Here is a 17,813-nt window from a genome sequence, read left to right as displayed (position 1 = left end):
TATATAAAGAAAAAAACGCGCGACATTCGTCACGCGTTTTTTGTTTTTGTCATTTTATGAATTGCCTTCCACGCTTCTTCTTTTCCAAGTCCTGTCTCAGAAGAGAAGAGAACAATTTCATCACCAATTTCAACAGCAAGCGTTTCTTTTACAACTTTTAAATGCTTTTGCCATTTTCCTTTCGGAATTTTATCGGCCTTCGTTGCAATAATAATTGTTGGGATTTCATAATGCTTTAAGAAATCATACATCATCACGTCATCGTTTGTTGGTTTGTGACGTAAATCAACTACTAACACAGCTGCGTCTAATTGCTCACGTGTTGTAAAGTACGTTTCAATCATTTTGCCCCATGCTGCACGCTCCGATTTAGATACTTTCGCATATCCATAACCTGGAACGTCAACAAAATGCATCATCTCATTGATTAAGAAAAAGTTCAGTGTTTGCGTTTTTCCTGGTTTAGAAGAAATACGTACTAACTTTTTACGATTTAAAATTTTATTAATAAAGGAAGACTTCCCGACATTTGAACGACCTGCTAATGCAATTTCTGGTAAATCACTGTCTGGATATTGTTCTGGTTTAACAGCACTAATTACAATATCTGCTTTTGTTACTTTCATTGTTTCACTCCTACTAATGCGTGCTCCAATACTTCATCTAAATGAGATGCAAGCACAAACGTAAGGTTTTCTTTTACGCTCTCTGGAATATCATCTAAATCTTTCTCGTTTTCTGCTGGCAAAATAATTTTTGTTAAGCCTGCGCGGTGAGCACTTAATGTTTTTTCTTTTAAACCACCAATTGGTAATACACGGCCACGAAGTGTAATTTCACCTGTCATACCAACTTCTTTACTTACAGGAATACCTGTTAGTGCAGAAATAAGTGCCGTTGCCATCGTAATACCTGCTGACGGTCCATCTTTTGGAACTGCTCCTTCTGGAACATGAATATGAATATCATTTTTCTCATGGAAATCCGGATCAATATGAAGCTCTTCTGCACGAGAACGAATATAACTAAACGCTGCTTGTGCGGACTCTTTCATAACATCCCCAAGTTTCCCTGTTAAAATTAATTTCCCTTTACCTGGTGCTACAGATACTTCAATTGCAAGTGTATCGCCACCAGCTGCTGTATAAGCTAAACCGGTTGCCATTCCGACTTGGTCTGTTTTCTCTGCTTGCCCATAACGGAATATATGTTTACCAAGTAAATCTACAATATTTTTCTCTGTCACAACAATACGTTTACGTTCTGCTGTAACGATAATTTTCGCTGCTTTACGGCAAACTTTTGCGATTTGGCGCTCTAGCGTACGAACACCCGCCTCACGTGTATAATAACGAATAATTTCAAGAAGTGCTTCATCACGTACTTGTAAATTACCTTTTCGCAGGCCATGCTCTTTTAATTGCTTCGGCAATAAATGCTCACGAGCAATATGAACTTTTTCAAGTTCTGTATAGCCAGCAATCGAAATAATTTCCATGCGGTCAAGTAATGGACCTGGAACACTTGAAAGTGTATTAGCAGTTGCTACAAACATAACTTTCGATAAATCATATGGTTCTTCAATGTAATGATCACTGAAGTTATGATTTTGTTCTGGATCTAATACTTCAAGTAATGCAGCTGATGGATCTCCTCTGAAATCGTTAGACATTTTATCAATCTCATCTAATAAAAAGACTGGGTTAACTGTCTTCGCCTTTTTCATACCTTGAATAATGCGTCCTGGCATTGCCCCAACGTACGTACGACGGTGACCACGAATTTCAGATTCATCACGTACACCACCAAGAGATACACGGACAAAGTTACGATTCAATGACGTTGCAATCGAACGCGCTAACGAAGTTTTTCCGACCCCAGGAGGTCCTACTAAGCAAAGGATAGGTCCTTTTAATGAATTCGTTAACTTCTGTACAGCTAAATATTCAAGTACGCGCTCTTTCACTTTTTCAAGACCGTAATGATCCTTGTTTAAAATCTCTTCAGAATGAGCAAGATCAATCATATCTTCTGTTGCTTCTGTCCACGGAAGTGCTAATAACCAATCAATATAATTGCGAATAACACCGCTCTCCGCAGAACTTGCTGGTAACTTTTCATAACGATCTAATTCTTTCAGCGCAGCCTTCGTTGTTTCTTCAGGCATTCCTGACTGTTCAATTTTCTCACGAAGTTCTTCAACTTCCCCGCCCTTACCTTCTTTATCGCCAAGTTCAGTTTGAATTGCCTTCATTTGCTCACGTAAGAAATATTCTTTTTGTGTGCGCTCCATTGAACGTTTCACTTTTTGTCCAATTTTCTTTTCTAAACTAAGTAACTCTTGTTCATCTTGAATAATTGAAATCAGTGTATGTAATCGTTCTTTCACAGATACTATCTCTAAAATCTCTTGTTTCTGCTTCGTTTTAATCGGCAAGTGAGAAGCAATTAAATCCGCTAGTCTGCCTGGTTCTTCTACATCAGCTACCGTTGCAAATGTTTCATTTGAAACTTTTTTCGAAACTTTAATATATTGTTCAAAATGCTCCAGTAACGTACGCATAAGAGCTTTCTCTTCTAGATCATCTTCCACTTCTTCAGTTACCGTTTGAATAGAAACTTGTACAAAATTCTCTTCCTCGATAAACTCTACTACTTCTGCTCTATGTAAACCTTCTACAAGGACACGAAGCGTACCGTTCGGCAATTTTAACATTTGCTTCACTTTCGCGACTGTACCTACACTATATATGTCATCTTCTTTCGGATCATCGATATTCATTTCTTTTTGCATCGCTAAAAAGATGATATTTTCATCCATTGCCGCCTGCTCTAGTGCTTGTATCGATTTATCACGTCCTACATCAAGATGCAGAACCATCGTTGGATATACGAGAACGCCTCTTAATGGTAGGAGGGGTACGATTTTTTCATTCGTATTCATACTAGACATAGCACCTCCATAATAAATTAAACTCCTGTTCAACTATTTTATATTACAATACATCTAGATGCAATTGCAGAGATTCTCCGCAACTGTAAATCCCTTGTTTTTTCTTCCTTATGAAACGAAAAAGACTCCGCTTAAGCATACAAACTTAAACGAAGTCTTGCAAATTTTATTATCATCTATCCTCACATTGATTGTGCATCTGTTTCATCTACAGCAGTATGTACATCAAGCCCGCGATGCGTATTTTCCTGCATAAACGTTAGCTCAAATACTTCTTTTAACTTACGAACAGGAATAATTTCAATTCCCTTTATTGTATACAAAAGCGGTTGCATGTTTTCAGCAGGGATGATGACTTTCTTAGCCCCGGCTTTTTTCGCAGCTTTTATTTTCGCGTACACACCACCAATAGGCTTCACTTCTCCGTGTATACTTATCTCACCTGTCATCGCTACTTCATTATTCACATACGTACGATGCACTGCTGAATATACACCTGTTGCCATAGCGATTCCTGCCGAAGGCCCATCAATCGGGATACCGCCTGGAAAATTAATATGTATATCGTACCCTTCTGGCAACACATCTAGAGAACGAAGTACTGTTAATACATTGTCTACAGAACCTTTCGCCATACTTTTACGGCGAATCGATTTCGTTTGACTACCAATACTTTCTTCTTCTACAATTCCGGTAACATTTACGGATCCTTTATCTTTTGCCTCGATTGCTGTTACTTCAATTTCTAATAACGCGCCCGTATTCGGACCATATACAGCAAGTCCGTTTACAAGACCAATCCTCGGAATCGGATAAATATGTTTTTCATATTTCGGTGTAAGTTGACTAGAATGAACAACCCATTCTATATCTTCATCTTTAATGAAAGTACGTTCTTCATTTATCGCCATACCAGCAGAAATTTGCACAAGATTAATCGCTTCTCGTCCATTTCTTGCATACATGCCAATCATCTCAACACCATTTTCACCTATTTGCATTTCCACTTTTTCAGCTGCATTCTTCGCGACTTTTTGAATTTCCTCTGTATCTAACTCACGGAAAAACACTTCTAGGCAACGCGAACGAATGGCAGGTGGAATTTCCTCTGGTGAACGTGTCGTCGCACCGACTAAGCGAAAATCTGCCGGTAAACCTTTTTGAAAAATATCATGTATATATGTTGGAATCATCGTATTCTCTTCACTGTAATACGCACTTTCTAAAAATACTTTCCGATCTTCTAACACCTTTAACATTTTGTTCATTTGAATCGGGTGCAGTTCACCAATCTCATCAATGAACAAAATACCACCGTGCGCATCTGTTACAGCGCCTTTTTTCGGTTGCGGGATACCAGCTTGCCCCATCGCACCCGCACCTTGATAAATTGGATCATGCACCGAGCCAATTAAAGGATCTGCAATACCACGTTCATCAAACCTCGCTGTCGTCGCATCGAGTTCAATAAATGTTGCATTCGTACGAAATGGAGATTTCGGATTTCGTTTCGCTTCTTCTAATACAAGGCGTGCTGCCGCTGTCTTTCCGACACCTGGCGGGCCATAGATAATTACATGTTGCGGGTTCGGACCACAAAGAGCCGCTTTTAACGACTTAATTCCGTCCTCTTGCCCTACAATATCTAAAAAGGATGTAGGACGCACCTTTTCTGCAAGCGGCTCTGTTAAAGAAATCTCGCGCATTTTACGAAGTTGCTCTAATTCTTTTTTTGATTCTCGATCAATTGAAACTTTTTGTGTTCGCTGATTTCGAAGTAAATGCCAAAAATACAATCCGACAATTACCCCAAAAACAAGTTGAACAACTAAAAATATATTTGTCCAGCTCATCATTTATTTCCTCCCGCAATGTTTTATCCTTTAGTATTTCCGCGGAGGAACGTAGCTAAACATAAAGAAAAACAGCAATTATAAAAATTGCTGTTTCTCCTTTGTATTATGCAGATGTTTTTGTATCAAGTACAGTACCGTCTTGTAACACCAATTTTGGCGCTGCATTATCAGCTACTGTTTCTTTTGTAAGAACACACTTCTCGATATCTTTGCGCGATGGAAGTTCGAACATTACATCAAGCATTAAGCCTTCAATAATAGAACGAAGTCCACGAGCACCTGTTTTACGTTCAATTGCTTTCTTCGCAATTTCGATTAGTGCACCTTCTTCAAACTCTAACTCAACATCGTCAAGCTCCAATAATTTTTGGAATTGCTTAACAAGTGCATTTTTCGGTTTCGTTAAAATATCAACAAGAGCATCTTCATCAAGTGGCTCTAGGTTCGCAATAACTGGAAGACGACCAATAAACTCTGGAATTAAACCAAATCTTAAAAGGTCCTCTGGTAATACGTGAGATAAAACATGCTTTTCATTTACATCAGCATTTTTCTTCTCAGAACCAAATCCAATTACTTTTTCACCAAGGCGGCGTTTAATAATTGGCTCGATGCCATCAAACGCTCCACCACAAATGAATAAGATGTTCGTTGTATCAATTTGAATAAACTCTTGATGCGGATGCTTACGACCACCTTGAGGCGGAACGCTTGCTACAGTACCTTCTAAAATTTTCAGAAGTGCCTGCTGCACACCTTCACCAGATACATCACGTGTAATTGATGGATTTTCGGACTTACGTGCCACTTTATCAATCTCATCAATATAAATGATTCCTTTTTCCGCTTTTTCTACATCATAATCAGCTGCTTGGATTAATTTTAGTAAGATGTTTTCTACATCTTCCCCAACGTATCCAGCTTCTGTTAAAGATGTTGCGTCCGCGATTGCAAATGGAACATTTAAAATACGCGCTAACGTTTGTGCCAATAATGTTTTACCACTACCTGTTGGCCCGATAAGTGCGATATTACTCTTCGCTAATTCTACATCATCAATTTTGCTGTTAGAATTAATGCGTTTGTAATGGTTATATACCGCTACCGCTAGTGCTTTTTTCGCGTTATCTTGTCCGATGACATACTCATCTAAGATTTCACGAATTTCTACCGGTTTCGGTACATCTTTGAATTCTACTTCTTCGTCCTTCGCAAGCTCCTCTTGTACAATTTCAGTACAAAGTTCGATACACTCGTCACAAATGTAAACACCTGGACCTGCAACTAACTTTCGAACTTGCGTTTGTGTTTTACCACAGAAAGAACATTTTAATTGCCCTTTTTCATCATTAAATTTAAACATATTTTCACACCCCTTACAAAGTGCTAACCTCTTGCCTTCGTATGTACACGATAAATGTATCGTATGTAAATACATATTATGTCACTACGTGGCGAGAAATACAAATAATATGACTAGTTATGTACAAATAAAAAATTTTTAAAACTTTTGAAATATGTATATTCGACTTACAAAGGAACATTTCCTTCTTCGTCAAAAAGTTTTATAAATATATTTCTATATTTATAAAACAAGGCACGATTTTAATCGTGCCTTGTTATTTTATTACGCAGCGTTGTCTACTAAGAAGTCTACAGCTTTACGCACTTTAAGATCTTCAGATAAAGCGTCTACGCTTCCAAGAGCTTGCTTGATAGCGTCTACTGGCATACCGTACATTTCAGCCATTTTTTCAACTTCTGCAGTTACTTCTTCTTCAGTAACTTCGATGTTTTCAGCTTCGATGATAGCTTCAAGAACAAGGTTGATTCTTACGCGTTTTTGAGCGTCTTCTTTCATTTGCTCTTTTAACTTGTCAGCGTCAGTACCTGTGAATTGGTAGTAAAGCTCAAGGTTCATACCTTGTTGGCTTAAACGTTGCTCGAATTCGCGAACCATACGATCTAACTCAGTGTCGATCATAGCTTCTGGAATGTCGATTTCAGCGTTAGCAGCAGCTAATTCTACTACTTCGTCACGTACTTTGTGCTCAGCTTCGTGCTTTTTGCCTTCTTCTAAGTTTGTGCGAAGTTTCGCTTTTAATTCATCAAGAGTTGCAACCGCTTCGTCTGCTTCTTTAGCGAACTCGTCGTTTAACTCAGGAAGTTCTTTTGTTTTGATTTCGTGAATTGTTACTTTGAATGTTGCTGGTTTGCCAGCTAATTCAGCAGCATGGTACTCTTCTGGGAATGATACTTCAACGTCTTTAGACTCACCAGATTTAAGACCAATTACTTGCTCTTCGAAACCTGGGATGAATGTACCAGAACCGATTGCAAGAGAGTAGTTTTCGCCTTTTCCGCCCTCAAATGCTTCGCCATCAACGAAACCTTCGAAGTCGATTACAGCTGTATCACCGTTTTCAACAGTTCCTTCTTCTTTAACAACTAGTTCAGCTTGACGCTCTTGTAAAGCTTTTAATTCGTTCTCTACATCTTCGTCAGTTACAGTTGTTTCAACTTTTTCTACTGCTAAACCTTTGTACTCACCTAATTTAACTTCAGGTTTCACTGTAACTTTTGCAGTGAAGATAAGGTTAGCATTTTTTTCGAACTTCTCGATGTCGATTTCAGGATGAGCAACTGGGAAGATGCCAGCTTCATCGATTGCTTCACCGTATGCTTTTGGTAAGATGATATCTAAAGCATCTTGGTATAAAGATTCGATACCAAAGCGTTGTTCGAATAACGGACGAGGCATTTTTCCTTTACGGAAACCTGGTACGTTAATTGTTTTTACTACTTTTTTGAACGCAGCGTCGATAGAGCTGTTTACTTCTTTAGCATCAACTTCGATTGTTAAAACGCCAACGTTACCTTCTAATTTTTCCCATTTTGTAGACATTTATTCTTTCCCTCCAACTATAATAATGTATGCACATACCTCTATAGATTAAGACCTTCATTATCTCTTTTTTGAAATAACAAATGCACAAATAATCCTCTAGCAAAAGCTTTCAGATATAATGTTTCAATCTATTAATTGTCTAAAAGACAATTACGGTATATTTTGTTCGAGAATAATATGAAACATATTAAGTAAGAGAATTACACTTCTCTTCTCTTACAAACAGGCAGATTTCTGCCTTTTGCAACCCTTACATTATAACATAGAATATGCTCGTTTCAAGAACTGAACAACTCTTTTTCATAATTATACGGGCAAATATCCTTCTCTTTCAACACGTAATAACCATTGATAGGCAATATGAAACTCTTCTAATTCAATATTGTACGCTGTCATAAGCTCTTCTTCATCAATAGCCAATCCGAAACGCTTTCTTCCAATTCTCTCTAAAACAGCTGCCCAGATCTCTACTTTATCCATTAATAGAGCGAATGGGAAAACACCAATTTGTAGTTCTTTCCAGTATGTAACCATCGCATCAAATATATCCGGATAATTTTGCTCTAATCGGCTTGATAATATATGTATAATGTTATCGGATTGCTCCTCATTATGACCTGTAAATGCTGGAATCACCTTGATCGTATTTCCAAACTTCTCTACTTCTATCTCTTCTTCTATTTGATTTTCTATCATTTTATATAAAATAGAAGTTTTCAAATAAGGGTGCTGCTGTTCGTCTATTAAAAATTTCTTTAAAACAGGTAATGCAAGATCCAAATCTTTTAACGAAAGTTGCTGAATCGCTCTTAACTTTTGCCCAAAGTTTTCACCAAAAATCCCATTAGTAAACTCATCCAAATCAAAATTAGAATCCACTAATGACGCATCGTCCTCGTTTAACATCCCTTCTGCAAATAAAGCGAGCTGCGCTAATTTTTCTTTTTGCTCCGGCATTATGTCTTTCGTTTGCAAAACTTTTTCAACAGTTTCAATAACACCTTCATAATCATTTGTTTGAACTAAAATCGTCACATACGTTTCAAGAATATCACCAAATAATACAGCTCCTGTTTCAAGTAACTGTTCACATTTGTCTTTCGCTTCTTCCATACGTTTTAATTCCAACAAACAAATAACTGAAGCTAATTCCGTTTGTTCCGTTTCCGCATTATACTGACGTAATATTTCAAAGCAGCGCAATGCATCTTCAAATTTCCGCTCTTTCAGGGCTAAAAAACCTTCATCAATATAACGCTCTGATAGTTGAGGAAACAATACGACCGTATTTTCTTTTTTATCCATACGTCCGCCTCTTTTTCTTGATTTTAATTATGCTCAAAGTAAATATATCAAATGCGTAATGAGAACACAACATCCCCAAAATATTTATTTGAAATATAAAAATATTCTATTTTTATATTTCAATACGAACAAATCTTTATTAAAAAAACAAGATTATATAAATAAAAACCCTCAGCAACAAGCGCAGAGGATTCACTATTAATGGAAAGCTTTTATAATTGTGGGGTATAGAACAAGGGTAATAATTTGGAGAACAATAATTGCCATAACAATCATGCTAAAATAGAAGATTGGTTTACTTCGCTTCATTAAAAACATAATAATAAGCATCGTACAACCAAACAAACTTAAGAAGAAAAAACTCGTTGTCGAACTAAGTATACCACTTGGGACAAAGAACAATAACACTACACTACAAGTACCTATAATTCCAAATAACCATTCCATTCATTCACTCATTCCCTTTCCCTCTCATGGTAGTTTTTTCTACGCTACTAAATGTTTTACAACATCAATTACATACGTTAATTTCTCATACGCTACAAATCCAAAAGCTACCGTTAAACCCGTTACGATTAACCCTTTCATCATTTCTTCCTCCTCGTTTTATCGTTGTTATCTTCATTATAGAGAATTAGTAATTTGTTACCATCGAACTTCCTTACAGTTACCTTACAGAATTGTAAGATTTCAAAAATTGATTTAAAATCGTGTTAAGATATTTTTGTACAATTAAGAATTTAATTTACAAGGGGGATTATATATGTTTAAAAAAATGGCTGCAGATGTATTAGGACTAAGCGATGTAGGTTCTGTTATTACACCGAAAGATTATGATAAAGTTGATGCTGATGATTACGTGATGCATGAAGATGGAGAAAAAATTTATTTTCTAATTAAATCAAAAACAGATGAATACTGCTTCACAAACAAAGGATTAATCCACCTAGACGGTACAAGTGCAACAAGTAAAAAGCGCACACTTCGCCGCTATAACTATAGTAAATATCCAATTAAAAACGTAGCACTCGAAACTGCGGGAACAATTGATTTAGATGTAGAAATTAAGTTTCAAATGGGCGATGAGCATTATTCAATTGATGTTCATAAAAAACATATTGAAGAATTAAAAGATTTATATAAAGCTTTACTTAAAATCGAAGAAATTTCATACGACAACAATATTACATTGCAGTATGCACATAAAAGCCTAGATATGGCATCTAACGCTTTCAGCCGCATTTCAAACGCACAAGTAAATTTAGCAGAGCAATTTAAAGAGATGAACGAGATCGCCTTTAACTGGCTTGTTGATACGAAGAAACAATATAATGTGAAAGATTATGGTTTTGTTTTTGAGAAGTTTATTAATAACTAAACAAAAAACCCTTGTTATCAAAAGATAACAAGGGTTTCTTAGCGTCCCAGGAGAGATTCGAACTCCCGATCCGCCCATTTCCGTACTATTTTATATATTTTGATCGCAGTCTTAATATATCTTCCTCTTCGCGAATGCCTGCTGATCCCTTCCTCACATTTTTTACGACAGTCCAATTCGGGTCAGTTTCATCACCGATGTTCCGTATTGTAAAGTTGCCGTCACCATATTTTCGTTTACCTTCTGCCAATTTTTCTGTTAAATCATTTTCTTTTGATCTCGCCATCTTTGCGCCATCTCCCTTTTTATACAACCTTCTTAAACTGTCCAACCAGTCAATTGGAGATCCTCGTTTTCCACTTCGATTAATTGTAACACACTGTCGGGGGATAAGTTCCGATAACAGCTGCTCAATCGCACCAAGAACGATATTTCCTTTGCATTCGACTGAGCCGACGCCAGTTACGCCAAACGATACGATCCCTTGCCGCTGCATTTTGTTTGTATCGTTATAAACGATTACTAAGCATGCGTTGAATGCGCATATTGCATTATAAGGGATATCATATCTTTTGAATTGATTGTGCAACGTTCGATCCGCCGAGTTCATTAATCGTACTTTCTTTTGATCATCCACATCGTGTCAGTCTTCGTTGCTGATAACGTATGTATCAATATGTCCACTGTTTTAGCAGAATTCGATAAAATAGCTAACGAAATAGAAAGAGATTCGGAAAAATTTCACAGTTCTTTCACATACAGCAATTTTTAGACAAACAAAAAACCTTGTTATCAAAAGATAACAAGGTTTTGTTAGCGTCCCAGGAGAGATTCGAACTCCCGACCGTACGCTTAGAAGGCGTATGCTCTATCCGGCTGAGCTACTGGGACATGGAGCGGGTGAAGAGAATCGAACTCTCGACCAGAGCTTGGAAGGCTCTTGTTTTACCACTAAACTACACCCGCATATATTATTTTTTTCTTCTTCGTTAGCGCTATTGCCCTATCGACAATATTTATTATATGTATAACCACTCATAAAGTCAACATCTTTTTTAAAAGAGGATAATTTTTCTTATCCTCTTTTAAAAACTGCTTGTTCAACTAGTTGTCCGTCTAATGTTTCAAAACGAACTTCCATTTGATTTTCATCCATTTCTAATAAAGCAAATGTCTTCTCTACACGCTGACGTGGCAATAAAATACTGCCTGGATTAATAAATAAAACGCCGTCGATTAATTCCGCACCTAATACGTGAGAGTGTCCGAAGCACGCAACTTGTGCCCCTGCCTCTTCTGCACGGTACGCTAACGTTTGTAATGTCATTTTCACGTTATGACGATGTCCATGTACCACTACGAAACGAATACCATCTACGTCCGTTACAATTTCGTCTTGAAAGTTAGCATAATCACAGTTCCCTTTTACAACGTGGAAACCTTGCAGTTCTTCATGAGCAGGTGTTAGCTCTGAATCACCGCAATGAATCATGATATCTACTTTCCCTTCATATTTCGCTTTTAACTGCTGTAATTCCTTCACAGAGCTATGACTATCGCTTACGATTAAAGCTTTCATCAATCTCTCTCCCTTATTCTCCTAAAAACCATTCCGGGATTTTTTCTTCTAACTTACGAAGAGCACGCCCGCGGTGACTAATGGCGTTTTTCTCATCTGAACTTAGTTCCGCCATCGCTTTTTTATATTCTTCTACATAAAAGATTGGATCATATCCAAAACCGTTTTCCCCGCGGCGCTGTTCTAAAATGTACCCTTCACACGTTCCATTCACAATTACCGGTTCTTTATCCGCTTCTGGGAATGCAACTGATAGTGCACAGTAGAAACGAGCTTTACGTTTTTCAAAATCGACATCATTTAATTCTTGTAACACTTTATCGATGTTCGCTTGATCGTCTTTCGGTTCTCCAGCAAAACGAGCTGAATACACGCCTGGTTTTCCGTTTAAAGCATCTACAATAAGACCTGAATCATCCGCAATTACGATTGCATCCAGCTGTTTACTTAGACTATCTGCTTTTAAGATTGCATTTTCTTCAAATGTTTCGCCCGTTTCTTCAACTTCTTCAATATGAGGAAAATCGTGTAATGATTTCACTTCTAAATCAAATCGCCCAAATAACTCAGCAAACTCACGTACTTTCCCCATATTATTTGTTGCTACAACAACTTGTTTCATATTTTCCACCTCTACTCTATATGAGATACGATGTCACCTAACGCTTCTTTTTGCATGTCAATTAGTTGGAAAATGCCTTGTTCCGCAGCATCAAGTAATTCATTTAACTGCGCTCTGCTAAACGTCGCTTCTTCCCCAGTTCCTTGCACTTCAACAAACTGACCTTTTCCAGTCATAATTACGTTCATATCAACGTCTGCTTTAGAATCTTCTATGTAGTTTAAGTCTAGAACAACACCTTGCTCTTCAACAATCCCTACTGACGTTGCTGCTAAATAATCTTTCACTGGAATTTTAGATACTTTTTCTGCTTGCAATAACTTCTCAAACGCTAATACCATTGCTACATATGCACCTGTAATAGAAGCAGTTCTCGTTCCACCATCTGCTTGAATCACATCACAGTCAATCCAAACCGTTCTCTCGCCAAGCGCTTCTAAATCAACTACCGCACGTAATGCTCGTCCAATTAAACGTTGGATTTCCATTGTACGCCCTGTTACTTTCCCTTTACTTGACTCTCTGATTGTACGTTGTTCTGTCGCACGTGGAATCATCGCGTATTCAGCTGTTACCCAGCCCTTTCCTTCTCCACGCATAAACGGTGGTACACGCTCTTCAATTGTCGCTGAGCAAATTACCTTCGTATCCCCAACTTCAATTAATACTGATCCTTCTGGATGTTTTAAATAATTCGTATGAATATGTATATGGCGTAATTCTGTTTTCTCTCTACCATCTACTCGCATAAAATAACCTCCTCATAACTACTACTCGTTAGTATAGCCAAATTTAAATGTATGATATGTATACAATAAAAGAAGGAGAACCCAAAAAGCAATTCCCCTTTCTTACATAAGTATATCAAATTATCCGTGATTAAAAACCACCTGTATTCACGTTTTCTGGACGATTCACAGGTTTTGTTAACTTTTCACCCTTCTCATCCATAAGATTTGCTTTCCCATTCACTTGAATAGAAACATTTTTCACACCTTGTTTTTCCGTTAAAGATAAAACTAATGATTTCAATACGTAATTTGAAATCTTACTTTTATCTTTATTCGCAAATATATTTTCATTAAAGTTTAACGTAATATTCCCGTCTTGCAATTTCGGATTCGTAATAAGTTTGACCCCTGGATTAAAGTCACTCAACAGTGAATTTTGATTCGGCCCTTTAACTAGTTCATTTACAACTGTCGTAATATCATTTTCTTTCCCTTCGGCAACGCGACGCGTAACCGGCACATAATATTGCTGTTTATTATTTTGCGCCATAAAATACAATGTGACTGGTTTTGTATTTGTTACATCGGCTACTTGTTCATCATCAAAGTTAATACCATTCGCGCGGCTCACCCCTTCACCAAGCGGCGTACCACCGACAGGCATCCTCGCTATTTTTTCACCATTTATTTGGAACTGCACTTGTTTTACCTCTTTAAATTGCGTCAACGTCCACGCTATAGATTCAACAATTTGACGCTCTTCTTCTTTGGCGTAGTTTTTCATCTCTTTAGAGAAATCAATGACTGCCGTCCCATCTTTTTTCAAATTCAAGGTCATCGTTGTATTTGCTGGAATGACCGCACGGAACCCATTCGGTAACAAATCCGTTACCGGCCCATCTTGCACAAGGTATTCTAGCGTTTGCTGCATGACCTCATTCGCTTTCGGAGTTGGTATAGTTAACGTTTGTGGTACGACATAACCATTTTTATCAACAAGGTATAGTTCCCTATTTATCGTTTGCCCTTGTTTATCTTTCTTAGCTACCTCTTTCTTTCCACCCTCTGTATAAGTAACTTGTTTTGGTGGATCAATTTGTTCAGTTGCTTTCTCCTGATTTATAAAGCCACACCCTGTTAGTAAAACAGCACTCACAGTAGCACCAACAACCCATTTAAAAGTGGATTTAGGCATGCCATTCCCCCCTAAAAGCTAAGTTTGTACTATTATGTATACGAGCTGTTTCACATTTTAGAACAAGCCACTTATAAATAAAAACCCCTGATTTCTCAGGAGTTCACTTATATGAGTCTACTATTATTCTGCTTCTAAATTGATATGCTTCACATTTTCAATCGGCTGACCGAACCACTTTGATGCAATTTCTTTAAATAAGCCTATTTTACCAGTCGTTAAGAAGAGATGATCACTTTGTTCTTCTCCTTCATTTAACATTTTACTATGGTATAAAATCGTACTTACTTCACGCGCTGTTTCATCACCCGAACTAATTAATTGCACTTTATCTCCCATTACCTTTTTAATAACCGGGCCTAAAATCGGATAATGTGTACACCCTAAAATAAGCGTATCAATATCAGTGCTTTTCAGCGGTTGCAACGTTTCCCTCACAACTTCATACGCCATTTCGCTTTCGAAATTCCCACTCTCTACAAGTTCAACGAAAGGCGGGCAAGCTAAACTTTCTACCATAACACGGTTATTAATAGACTTTAACGCCTCTTCGTACGCACCACTTTTCACCGTTCCAATCGTTCCAATAATCCCAACATGGTACGTATTTGTCACTTTTAAAGCTGTGCGTGACCCCGGATGGATAACTCCTACTACCGGAATCGGTAATTGCTTCTGCATTTCTTCTAGTACAACCGCAGTTGCTGTATTACACGCAATAACTAGCATTTTAATATTTAAATCTAATAAATGCTCTGTCATTTCCCACGTAAATTGACGCACTTCCTCTCGAGAACGCGGACCATACGGGCAACGTGCTGTATCTCCTAAATATATAATACGCTCTTTCGGCAACTGACGAATTAATTCCTTCGCTACTGTTAAACCGCCAACTCCTGAATCGATAACACCGATTGCTCTACTCAACTTCATCACCCGTTTTCTCATTCATCATCTTATTTTATCCCGCGTTAACGGGCAGTAAAACTCCCACCTCAACATTCGGTTGCAGCAAAGAAGTTAAGCAGGAGATCCACTGCCTATAAACACCCGATTGGTGAAGGCTAATAATCAGCGGGGATGAACACCCCCACTGATTAAAGTTTCACTTTATGTTTATCATTATATTTTACGCATTTTAAGTTCGCTCACTTAAAATGCTCCTGTATGAAAAATTTTTATGTGTACCTGTATAGACTAGGACCTTTTTTATTTTGCTCCTTTTTTTCGTAATTTGCAAGACAGAAAAATAACCGGCCCTCTAAATGAAAGTCGGTTTCTTCTATAATAAAGTACGTATTTATTACGCTACCTTTCTCTGAATAGAAGACATTCCTATTAATAAGAAGCAATGCGCAGAAATTAAAAAGACTATAATTTGTTTACAACTCTTTTTATAGCCTTACCTATTTCCACACTAGACTGCGGATTTTGCCCTGTAATTAAATGCCCATCTACTACAACATGCGGCGTAAAATTAGGAGCAACATAAAAGAAAGCCCCTTCCTCTTTCAACTTACTTTCTAGCAAAAATGGAACTCGTTTTTCTAAATGCACAGCTTTTTCTTCATCATTCGTATAACCTGTTATACGCTTACCAGCACTAAAGAACGAGCCATCCTTATTTTTCACACCTACTAAGGAGCTTACTCCGTGACAAACAGCAGCGACAATCCGGTTACTATTGTACATATTCTCAATTAAATTTGCTACATACGGATTACCTGGAAAATCTACAATCGCCCCGTGCCCACCACCAAATAAAACCGCATCATAATCTGAAAAATGAACAGTAGAGATCGGCTTCGTATTTTGCAATAAAGAAGCGACATACTTAAATTCACGTGGGATACCGTTTGGGATAGATACTCTATCAATAGGTACTCTCCCGCCTTTTATCGACACAATATCAACATCAAACTTAGCCTTTTTAAACAAATGATAAGGAGCAGCAAGCTCTTCAAGCCACAAACCAGTCGGGTGTCCATTCATATCATGAGCACTTGTTGAAACTAATAATATCCTTTTCAACATATCCCCTCCTTACTACCTATTTATGCATGAAACAAACAAAAAATAGCCGACCTTTTGTATAAAAGTCGGCTTACTTCTTATAGTTCGAGCTCTCCCATGCGAAGAAGCTCTACAACTGCCTGTGAGCGTCCTTTAACCCCTAGCTTTTGCATTGCGTTTGAGATGTGTAGTAGAACCTAAATTTCACCACATAAGTGTCAAATAAACGCTACTTTTTCTCCTACAGATATACTTAGAATAAAAAAATTAAAGTTCTATTTTTCTTTAAAATGACATGGTAAAATTACACTAGAATTTATTTATTCATATTTATACAAGGAGAGATGGAGATTTATGAGTTCTGAAAAAAAATCGGGGCGTGCAAAGGCACTTGCAGGCGGTATTATCTTTGGTGGTGCTGCTCTATTTGGCCTTTTAAATGATGGTGCATCTTTTTTGGAGAGATTCTTTGATAAAAACAATTCTAAAGAAGCTGCACTACAGCAAAGTGAAGTTTCGGAAAAAACAAAAAATTTTTCCAAAACTGAAATTGATGAATTTATGAGTCGCTATAACCGCGCAAGTGTACAAGCTCTAAATAACAGTGCAAATGTAAGGGTCCTAAATGACAATGATTTGGATGAAGTTAAAGGTTATCTGACCTCTAAAGGAAGTTTTCAAGCAGCACAACTTCAGGAGATCGATGAAAACTACACCAACAAAACCACAAAGGAACTACTAAAGAGTCAAGTTACAGAGGTAGAAGTGAAAAACCCCAATGAATACGTAGTATACACATACGAAGAATATGACATTTATAATCATGGGAAAAAGAAACCTGCGGATAAGGGTGAGCATAAATACACGCTTATAGTTGATGAAAATAACAAACTTAAGGTAAGTGATCATAAACCATTGTAAACTTTTCTTAGCAAAAAGATAATAAACCATTCTATAATGGTTTACATAGACTTTTTATCACACTTAAGTTCTCAATAAAAAACAATTGAGATTAGACAAACTTATGAAGAATTTTAATCTTTTGGGCAGTTCCAAACTTACGGAACTGCCTTTTATGTACTGTTTTTACTGCTGTAAATAAATTATTTTATACACATAAGAATTAGTGAATAATAAATTCTTATGTATATTGTTTTATTCACCTTCGATTCATTCTAATTAATAAAATGGCACCGAAACCTAGGTGATACATTTCGCCTTATGCACTCGATATATCCACAGAGATAAAAAGATAATACGTAATACGATATAT

Annotated in this window: 16 protein-coding genes, 2 tRNA genes and 1 pseudogene; 2 read left to right on the top strand and 17 right to left on the bottom strand. The window is 37.2% G+C overall.

All coding sequences use genetic code 11. The annotated features are described in order from the left end of the window. Window positions 1-29: 29 nt before the first annotated feature. The 7 genes from ysxC to COE49_RS03630 all read right to left on the bottom strand — a co-directional run bounded on the left by ysxC (window position 30) and on the right by COE49_RS03630 (window position 9,469). Window positions 30-626: a ribosome biogenesis GTP-binding protein YsxC gene (ysxC, locus tag COE49_RS03660; protein WP_088230718.1), complete on the bottom strand. Its 597-nt coding sequence runs from the start codon at window positions 624-626 to the stop codon at window positions 30-32. After that, window positions 623-2,953 carry an endopeptidase La gene (lon, locus tag COE49_RS03655; protein WP_088230719.1) on the bottom strand — a complete coding sequence of 777 codons (2,331 nt, stop codon included), beginning with the start codon at window positions 2,951-2,953 and terminating at the stop codon, window positions 623-625. The genes ysxC and lon overlap by 4 nt, the downstream gene beginning before the upstream one ends. A gap of 182 nt (window positions 2,954-3,135) precedes the next feature. Next, the gene (lonB, locus tag COE49_RS03650) at window positions 3,136-4,806 is read right to left on the bottom strand and encodes an ATP-dependent protease LonB (protein WP_140417367.1); all 1,671 of its coding nucleotides are present in this window, start codon (window positions 4,804-4,806) and stop codon (window positions 3,136-3,138) included. A 106-nt stretch (window positions 4,807-4,912) separates the two neighbouring features. After that, complete coding sequence (clpX, locus tag COE49_RS03645; protein ID WP_000472280.1) at window positions 4,913-6,172, bottom strand: ATP-dependent protease ATP-binding subunit ClpX; 1,260 nt, start codon at window positions 6,170-6,172, stop codon at window positions 4,913-4,915. Window positions 6,173-6,436: 264 nt separating this feature from the next. Then, the gene (tig, locus tag COE49_RS03640) at window positions 6,437-7,714 is read right to left on the bottom strand and encodes a trigger factor (protein ID WP_088230721.1); all 1,278 of its coding nucleotides are present in this window, start codon (window positions 7,712-7,714) and stop codon (window positions 6,437-6,439) included. Window positions 7,715-8,023: 309 nt separating this feature from the next. Then, on the bottom strand, window positions 8,024-9,022 hold the full coding sequence (locus COE49_RS03635) for a hypothetical protein (protein WP_098945707.1): 999 nt from the start codon (window positions 9,020-9,022) through the stop codon (window positions 8,024-8,026). Between the two features lie 198 nt (window positions 9,023-9,220). Next, window positions 9,221-9,469 (bottom strand): hypothetical protein, encoded by a 249-nt coding sequence (locus tag COE49_RS03630; RefSeq protein WP_088230723.1) that lies wholly within the window; start codon window positions 9,467-9,469, stop codon window positions 9,221-9,223. 316 nt (window positions 9,470-9,785) lie between these two features. On the opposite strand from COE49_RS03630, the gene COE49_RS03620 reads away from it, so the two are divergent. Next, complete coding sequence (locus COE49_RS03620) at window positions 9,786-10,400, top strand: PH domain-containing protein (protein ID WP_088230724.1); 615 nt, start codon at window positions 9,786-9,788, stop codon at window positions 10,398-10,400. A gap of 85 nt (window positions 10,401-10,485) precedes the next feature. On the opposite strand, the gene COE49_RS03615 is transcribed toward COE49_RS03620, so the two are convergent. From COE49_RS03615 to gerE, 10 genes and pseudogenes are all read right to left on the bottom strand, one after another. After that, a complete protein-coding gene (locus tag COE49_RS03615; protein WP_088230725.1) occupies window positions 10,486-10,686 on the bottom strand; it encodes a cytoplasmic protein in 201 nt (66 codons plus the stop codon). Between the two features lie 531 nt (window positions 10,687-11,217). Next, window positions 11,218-11,291 (bottom strand) — tRNA-Arg (locus COE49_RS03605). Between the two features lies 1 nt (window position 11,292). Then, window positions 11,293-11,366, bottom strand: a tRNA-Gly gene (locus COE49_RS03600). Window positions 11,367-11,475: 109 nt separating this feature from the next. Further along, window positions 11,476-11,979, bottom strand: a complete 504-nt coding sequence (locus tag COE49_RS03590; protein ID WP_088230726.1) for a metallophosphoesterase — start codon at window positions 11,977-11,979, stop codon at window positions 11,476-11,478. A gap of 13 nt (window positions 11,980-11,992) precedes the next feature. Further along, window positions 11,993-12,601, bottom strand: coding sequence for an XTP/dITP diphosphatase (locus tag COE49_RS03585; protein ID WP_140417358.1), 609 nt, complete (start codon window positions 12,599-12,601; stop codon window positions 11,993-11,995). Between the two features lie 11 nt (window positions 12,602-12,612). Beyond that, window positions 12,613-13,350, bottom strand: a complete 738-nt coding sequence (gene rph, locus COE49_RS03580; protein ID WP_001261769.1) for a ribonuclease PH — start codon at window positions 13,348-13,350, stop codon at window positions 12,613-12,615. Window positions 13,351-13,480: 130 nt separating this feature from the next. Next, window positions 13,481-14,527, bottom strand: a complete 1,047-nt coding sequence (locus COE49_RS03575) for a GerMN domain-containing protein (protein ID WP_088230728.1) — start codon at window positions 14,525-14,527, stop codon at window positions 13,481-13,483. A gap of 123 nt (window positions 14,528-14,650) precedes the next feature. Next, window positions 14,651-15,460, bottom strand: a complete 810-nt coding sequence (gene racE, locus COE49_RS03570) for a glutamate racemase (RefSeq protein WP_088230729.1) — start codon at window positions 15,458-15,460, stop codon at window positions 14,651-14,653. Between the two features lie 438 nt (window positions 15,461-15,898). Next, on the bottom strand, window positions 15,899-16,561 hold the full coding sequence (locus COE49_RS03565; protein ID WP_098253408.1) for a type 1 glutamine amidotransferase domain-containing protein: 663 nt from the start codon (window positions 16,559-16,561) through the stop codon (window positions 15,899-15,901). A 77-nt stretch (window positions 16,562-16,638) separates the two neighbouring features. Beyond that, window positions 16,639-16,728 (bottom strand): annotated as a pseudogene (gene gerE / locus COE49_RS03560) (spore germination transcription factor GerE); the annotation flags it as partial. 166 nt (window positions 16,729-16,894) lie between these two features. Between gerE and COE49_RS03555 the strand changes: the two are divergent. Further along, window positions 16,895-17,461 carry a TcaA NTF2-like domain-containing protein gene (locus COE49_RS03555; protein ID WP_098253409.1) on the top strand — a complete coding sequence of 189 codons (567 nt, stop codon included), beginning with the start codon at window positions 16,895-16,897 and terminating at the stop codon, window positions 17,459-17,461. Window positions 17,462-17,813 lie beyond the last annotated feature (352 nt).

It is taken from the genome of Bacillus sp. AFS029637 (genome assembly GCF_002584985.1).
Taxonomy (GTDB): domain Bacteria; phylum Bacillota; class Bacilli; order Bacillales; family Bacillaceae_G; genus Bacillus_A.
The sequence above is the reverse complement of the archived record's forward strand: the minus strand, read 5'-3'. Positions and strand labels throughout refer to the sequence as shown.

Excerpts from the sequence above, each read along its gene's own strand:
- COE49_RS03585 (WP_140417358.1), bottom strand. The coding sequence starts at position 12,601 with ATGAAACAAGTTGTTGTAGCAACAAATAATATGGGGAAAGTACGTGAG.
- COE49_RS03620 (WP_088230724.1), top strand. The coding sequence starts at position 9,786 with ATGTTTAAAAAAATGGCTGCAGATGTATTAGGACTAAGCGATGTAGGT.
- rph (WP_001261769.1), bottom strand. The coding sequence starts at position 13,350 with ATGCGAGTAGATGGTAGAGAGAAAACAGAATTACGCCATATACATATT.
- COE49_RS03630 (WP_088230723.1), bottom strand. The coding sequence starts at position 9,469 with ATGGAATGGTTATTTGGAATTATAGGTACTTGTAGTGTAGTGTTATTG.
- COE49_RS03555 (WP_098253409.1), top strand. The coding sequence starts at position 16,895 with ATGAGTTCTGAAAAAAAATCGGGGCGTGCAAAGGCACTTGCAGGCGGT.
- COE49_RS03635 (WP_098945707.1), bottom strand. The coding sequence starts at position 9,022 with ATGGATAAAAAAGAAAATACGGTCGTATTGTTTCCTCAACTATCAGAG.
- COE49_RS03590 (WP_088230726.1), bottom strand. The coding sequence starts at position 11,979 with ATGAAAGCTTTAATCGTAAGCGATAGTCATAGCTCTGTGAAGGAATTA.
- lon (WP_088230719.1), bottom strand. The coding sequence starts at position 2,953 with ATGTCTAGTATGAATACGAATGAAAAAATCGTACCCCTCCTACCATTA.
- COE49_RS03575 (WP_088230728.1), bottom strand. The coding sequence starts at position 14,527 with ATGCCTAAATCCACTTTTAAATGGGTTGTTGGTGCTACTGTGAGTGCT.
- COE49_RS03615 (WP_088230725.1), bottom strand. The coding sequence starts at position 10,686 with ATGGCGAGATCAAAAGAAAATGATTTAACAGAAAAATTGGCAGAAGGT.
- COE49_RS03565 (WP_098253408.1), bottom strand. The coding sequence starts at position 16,561 with ATGTTGAAAAGGATATTATTAGTTTCAACAAGTGCTCATGATATGAAT.
- ysxC (WP_088230718.1), bottom strand. The coding sequence starts at position 626 with ATGAAAGTAACAAAAGCAGATATTGTAATTAGTGCTGTTAAACCAGAA.
- racE (WP_088230729.1), bottom strand. The coding sequence starts at position 15,460 with ATGAAGTTGAGTAGAGCAATCGGTGTTATCGATTCAGGAGTTGGCGGT.
- tig (WP_088230721.1), bottom strand. The coding sequence starts at position 7,714 with ATGTCTACAAAATGGGAAAAATTAGAAGGTAACGTTGGCGTTTTAACA.
- clpX (WP_000472280.1), bottom strand. The coding sequence starts at position 6,172 with ATGTTTAAATTTAATGATGAAAAAGGGCAATTAAAATGTTCTTTCTGT.
- lonB (WP_140417367.1), bottom strand. The coding sequence starts at position 4,806 with ATGAGCTGGACAAATATATTTTTAGTTGTTCAACTTGTTTTTGGGGTA.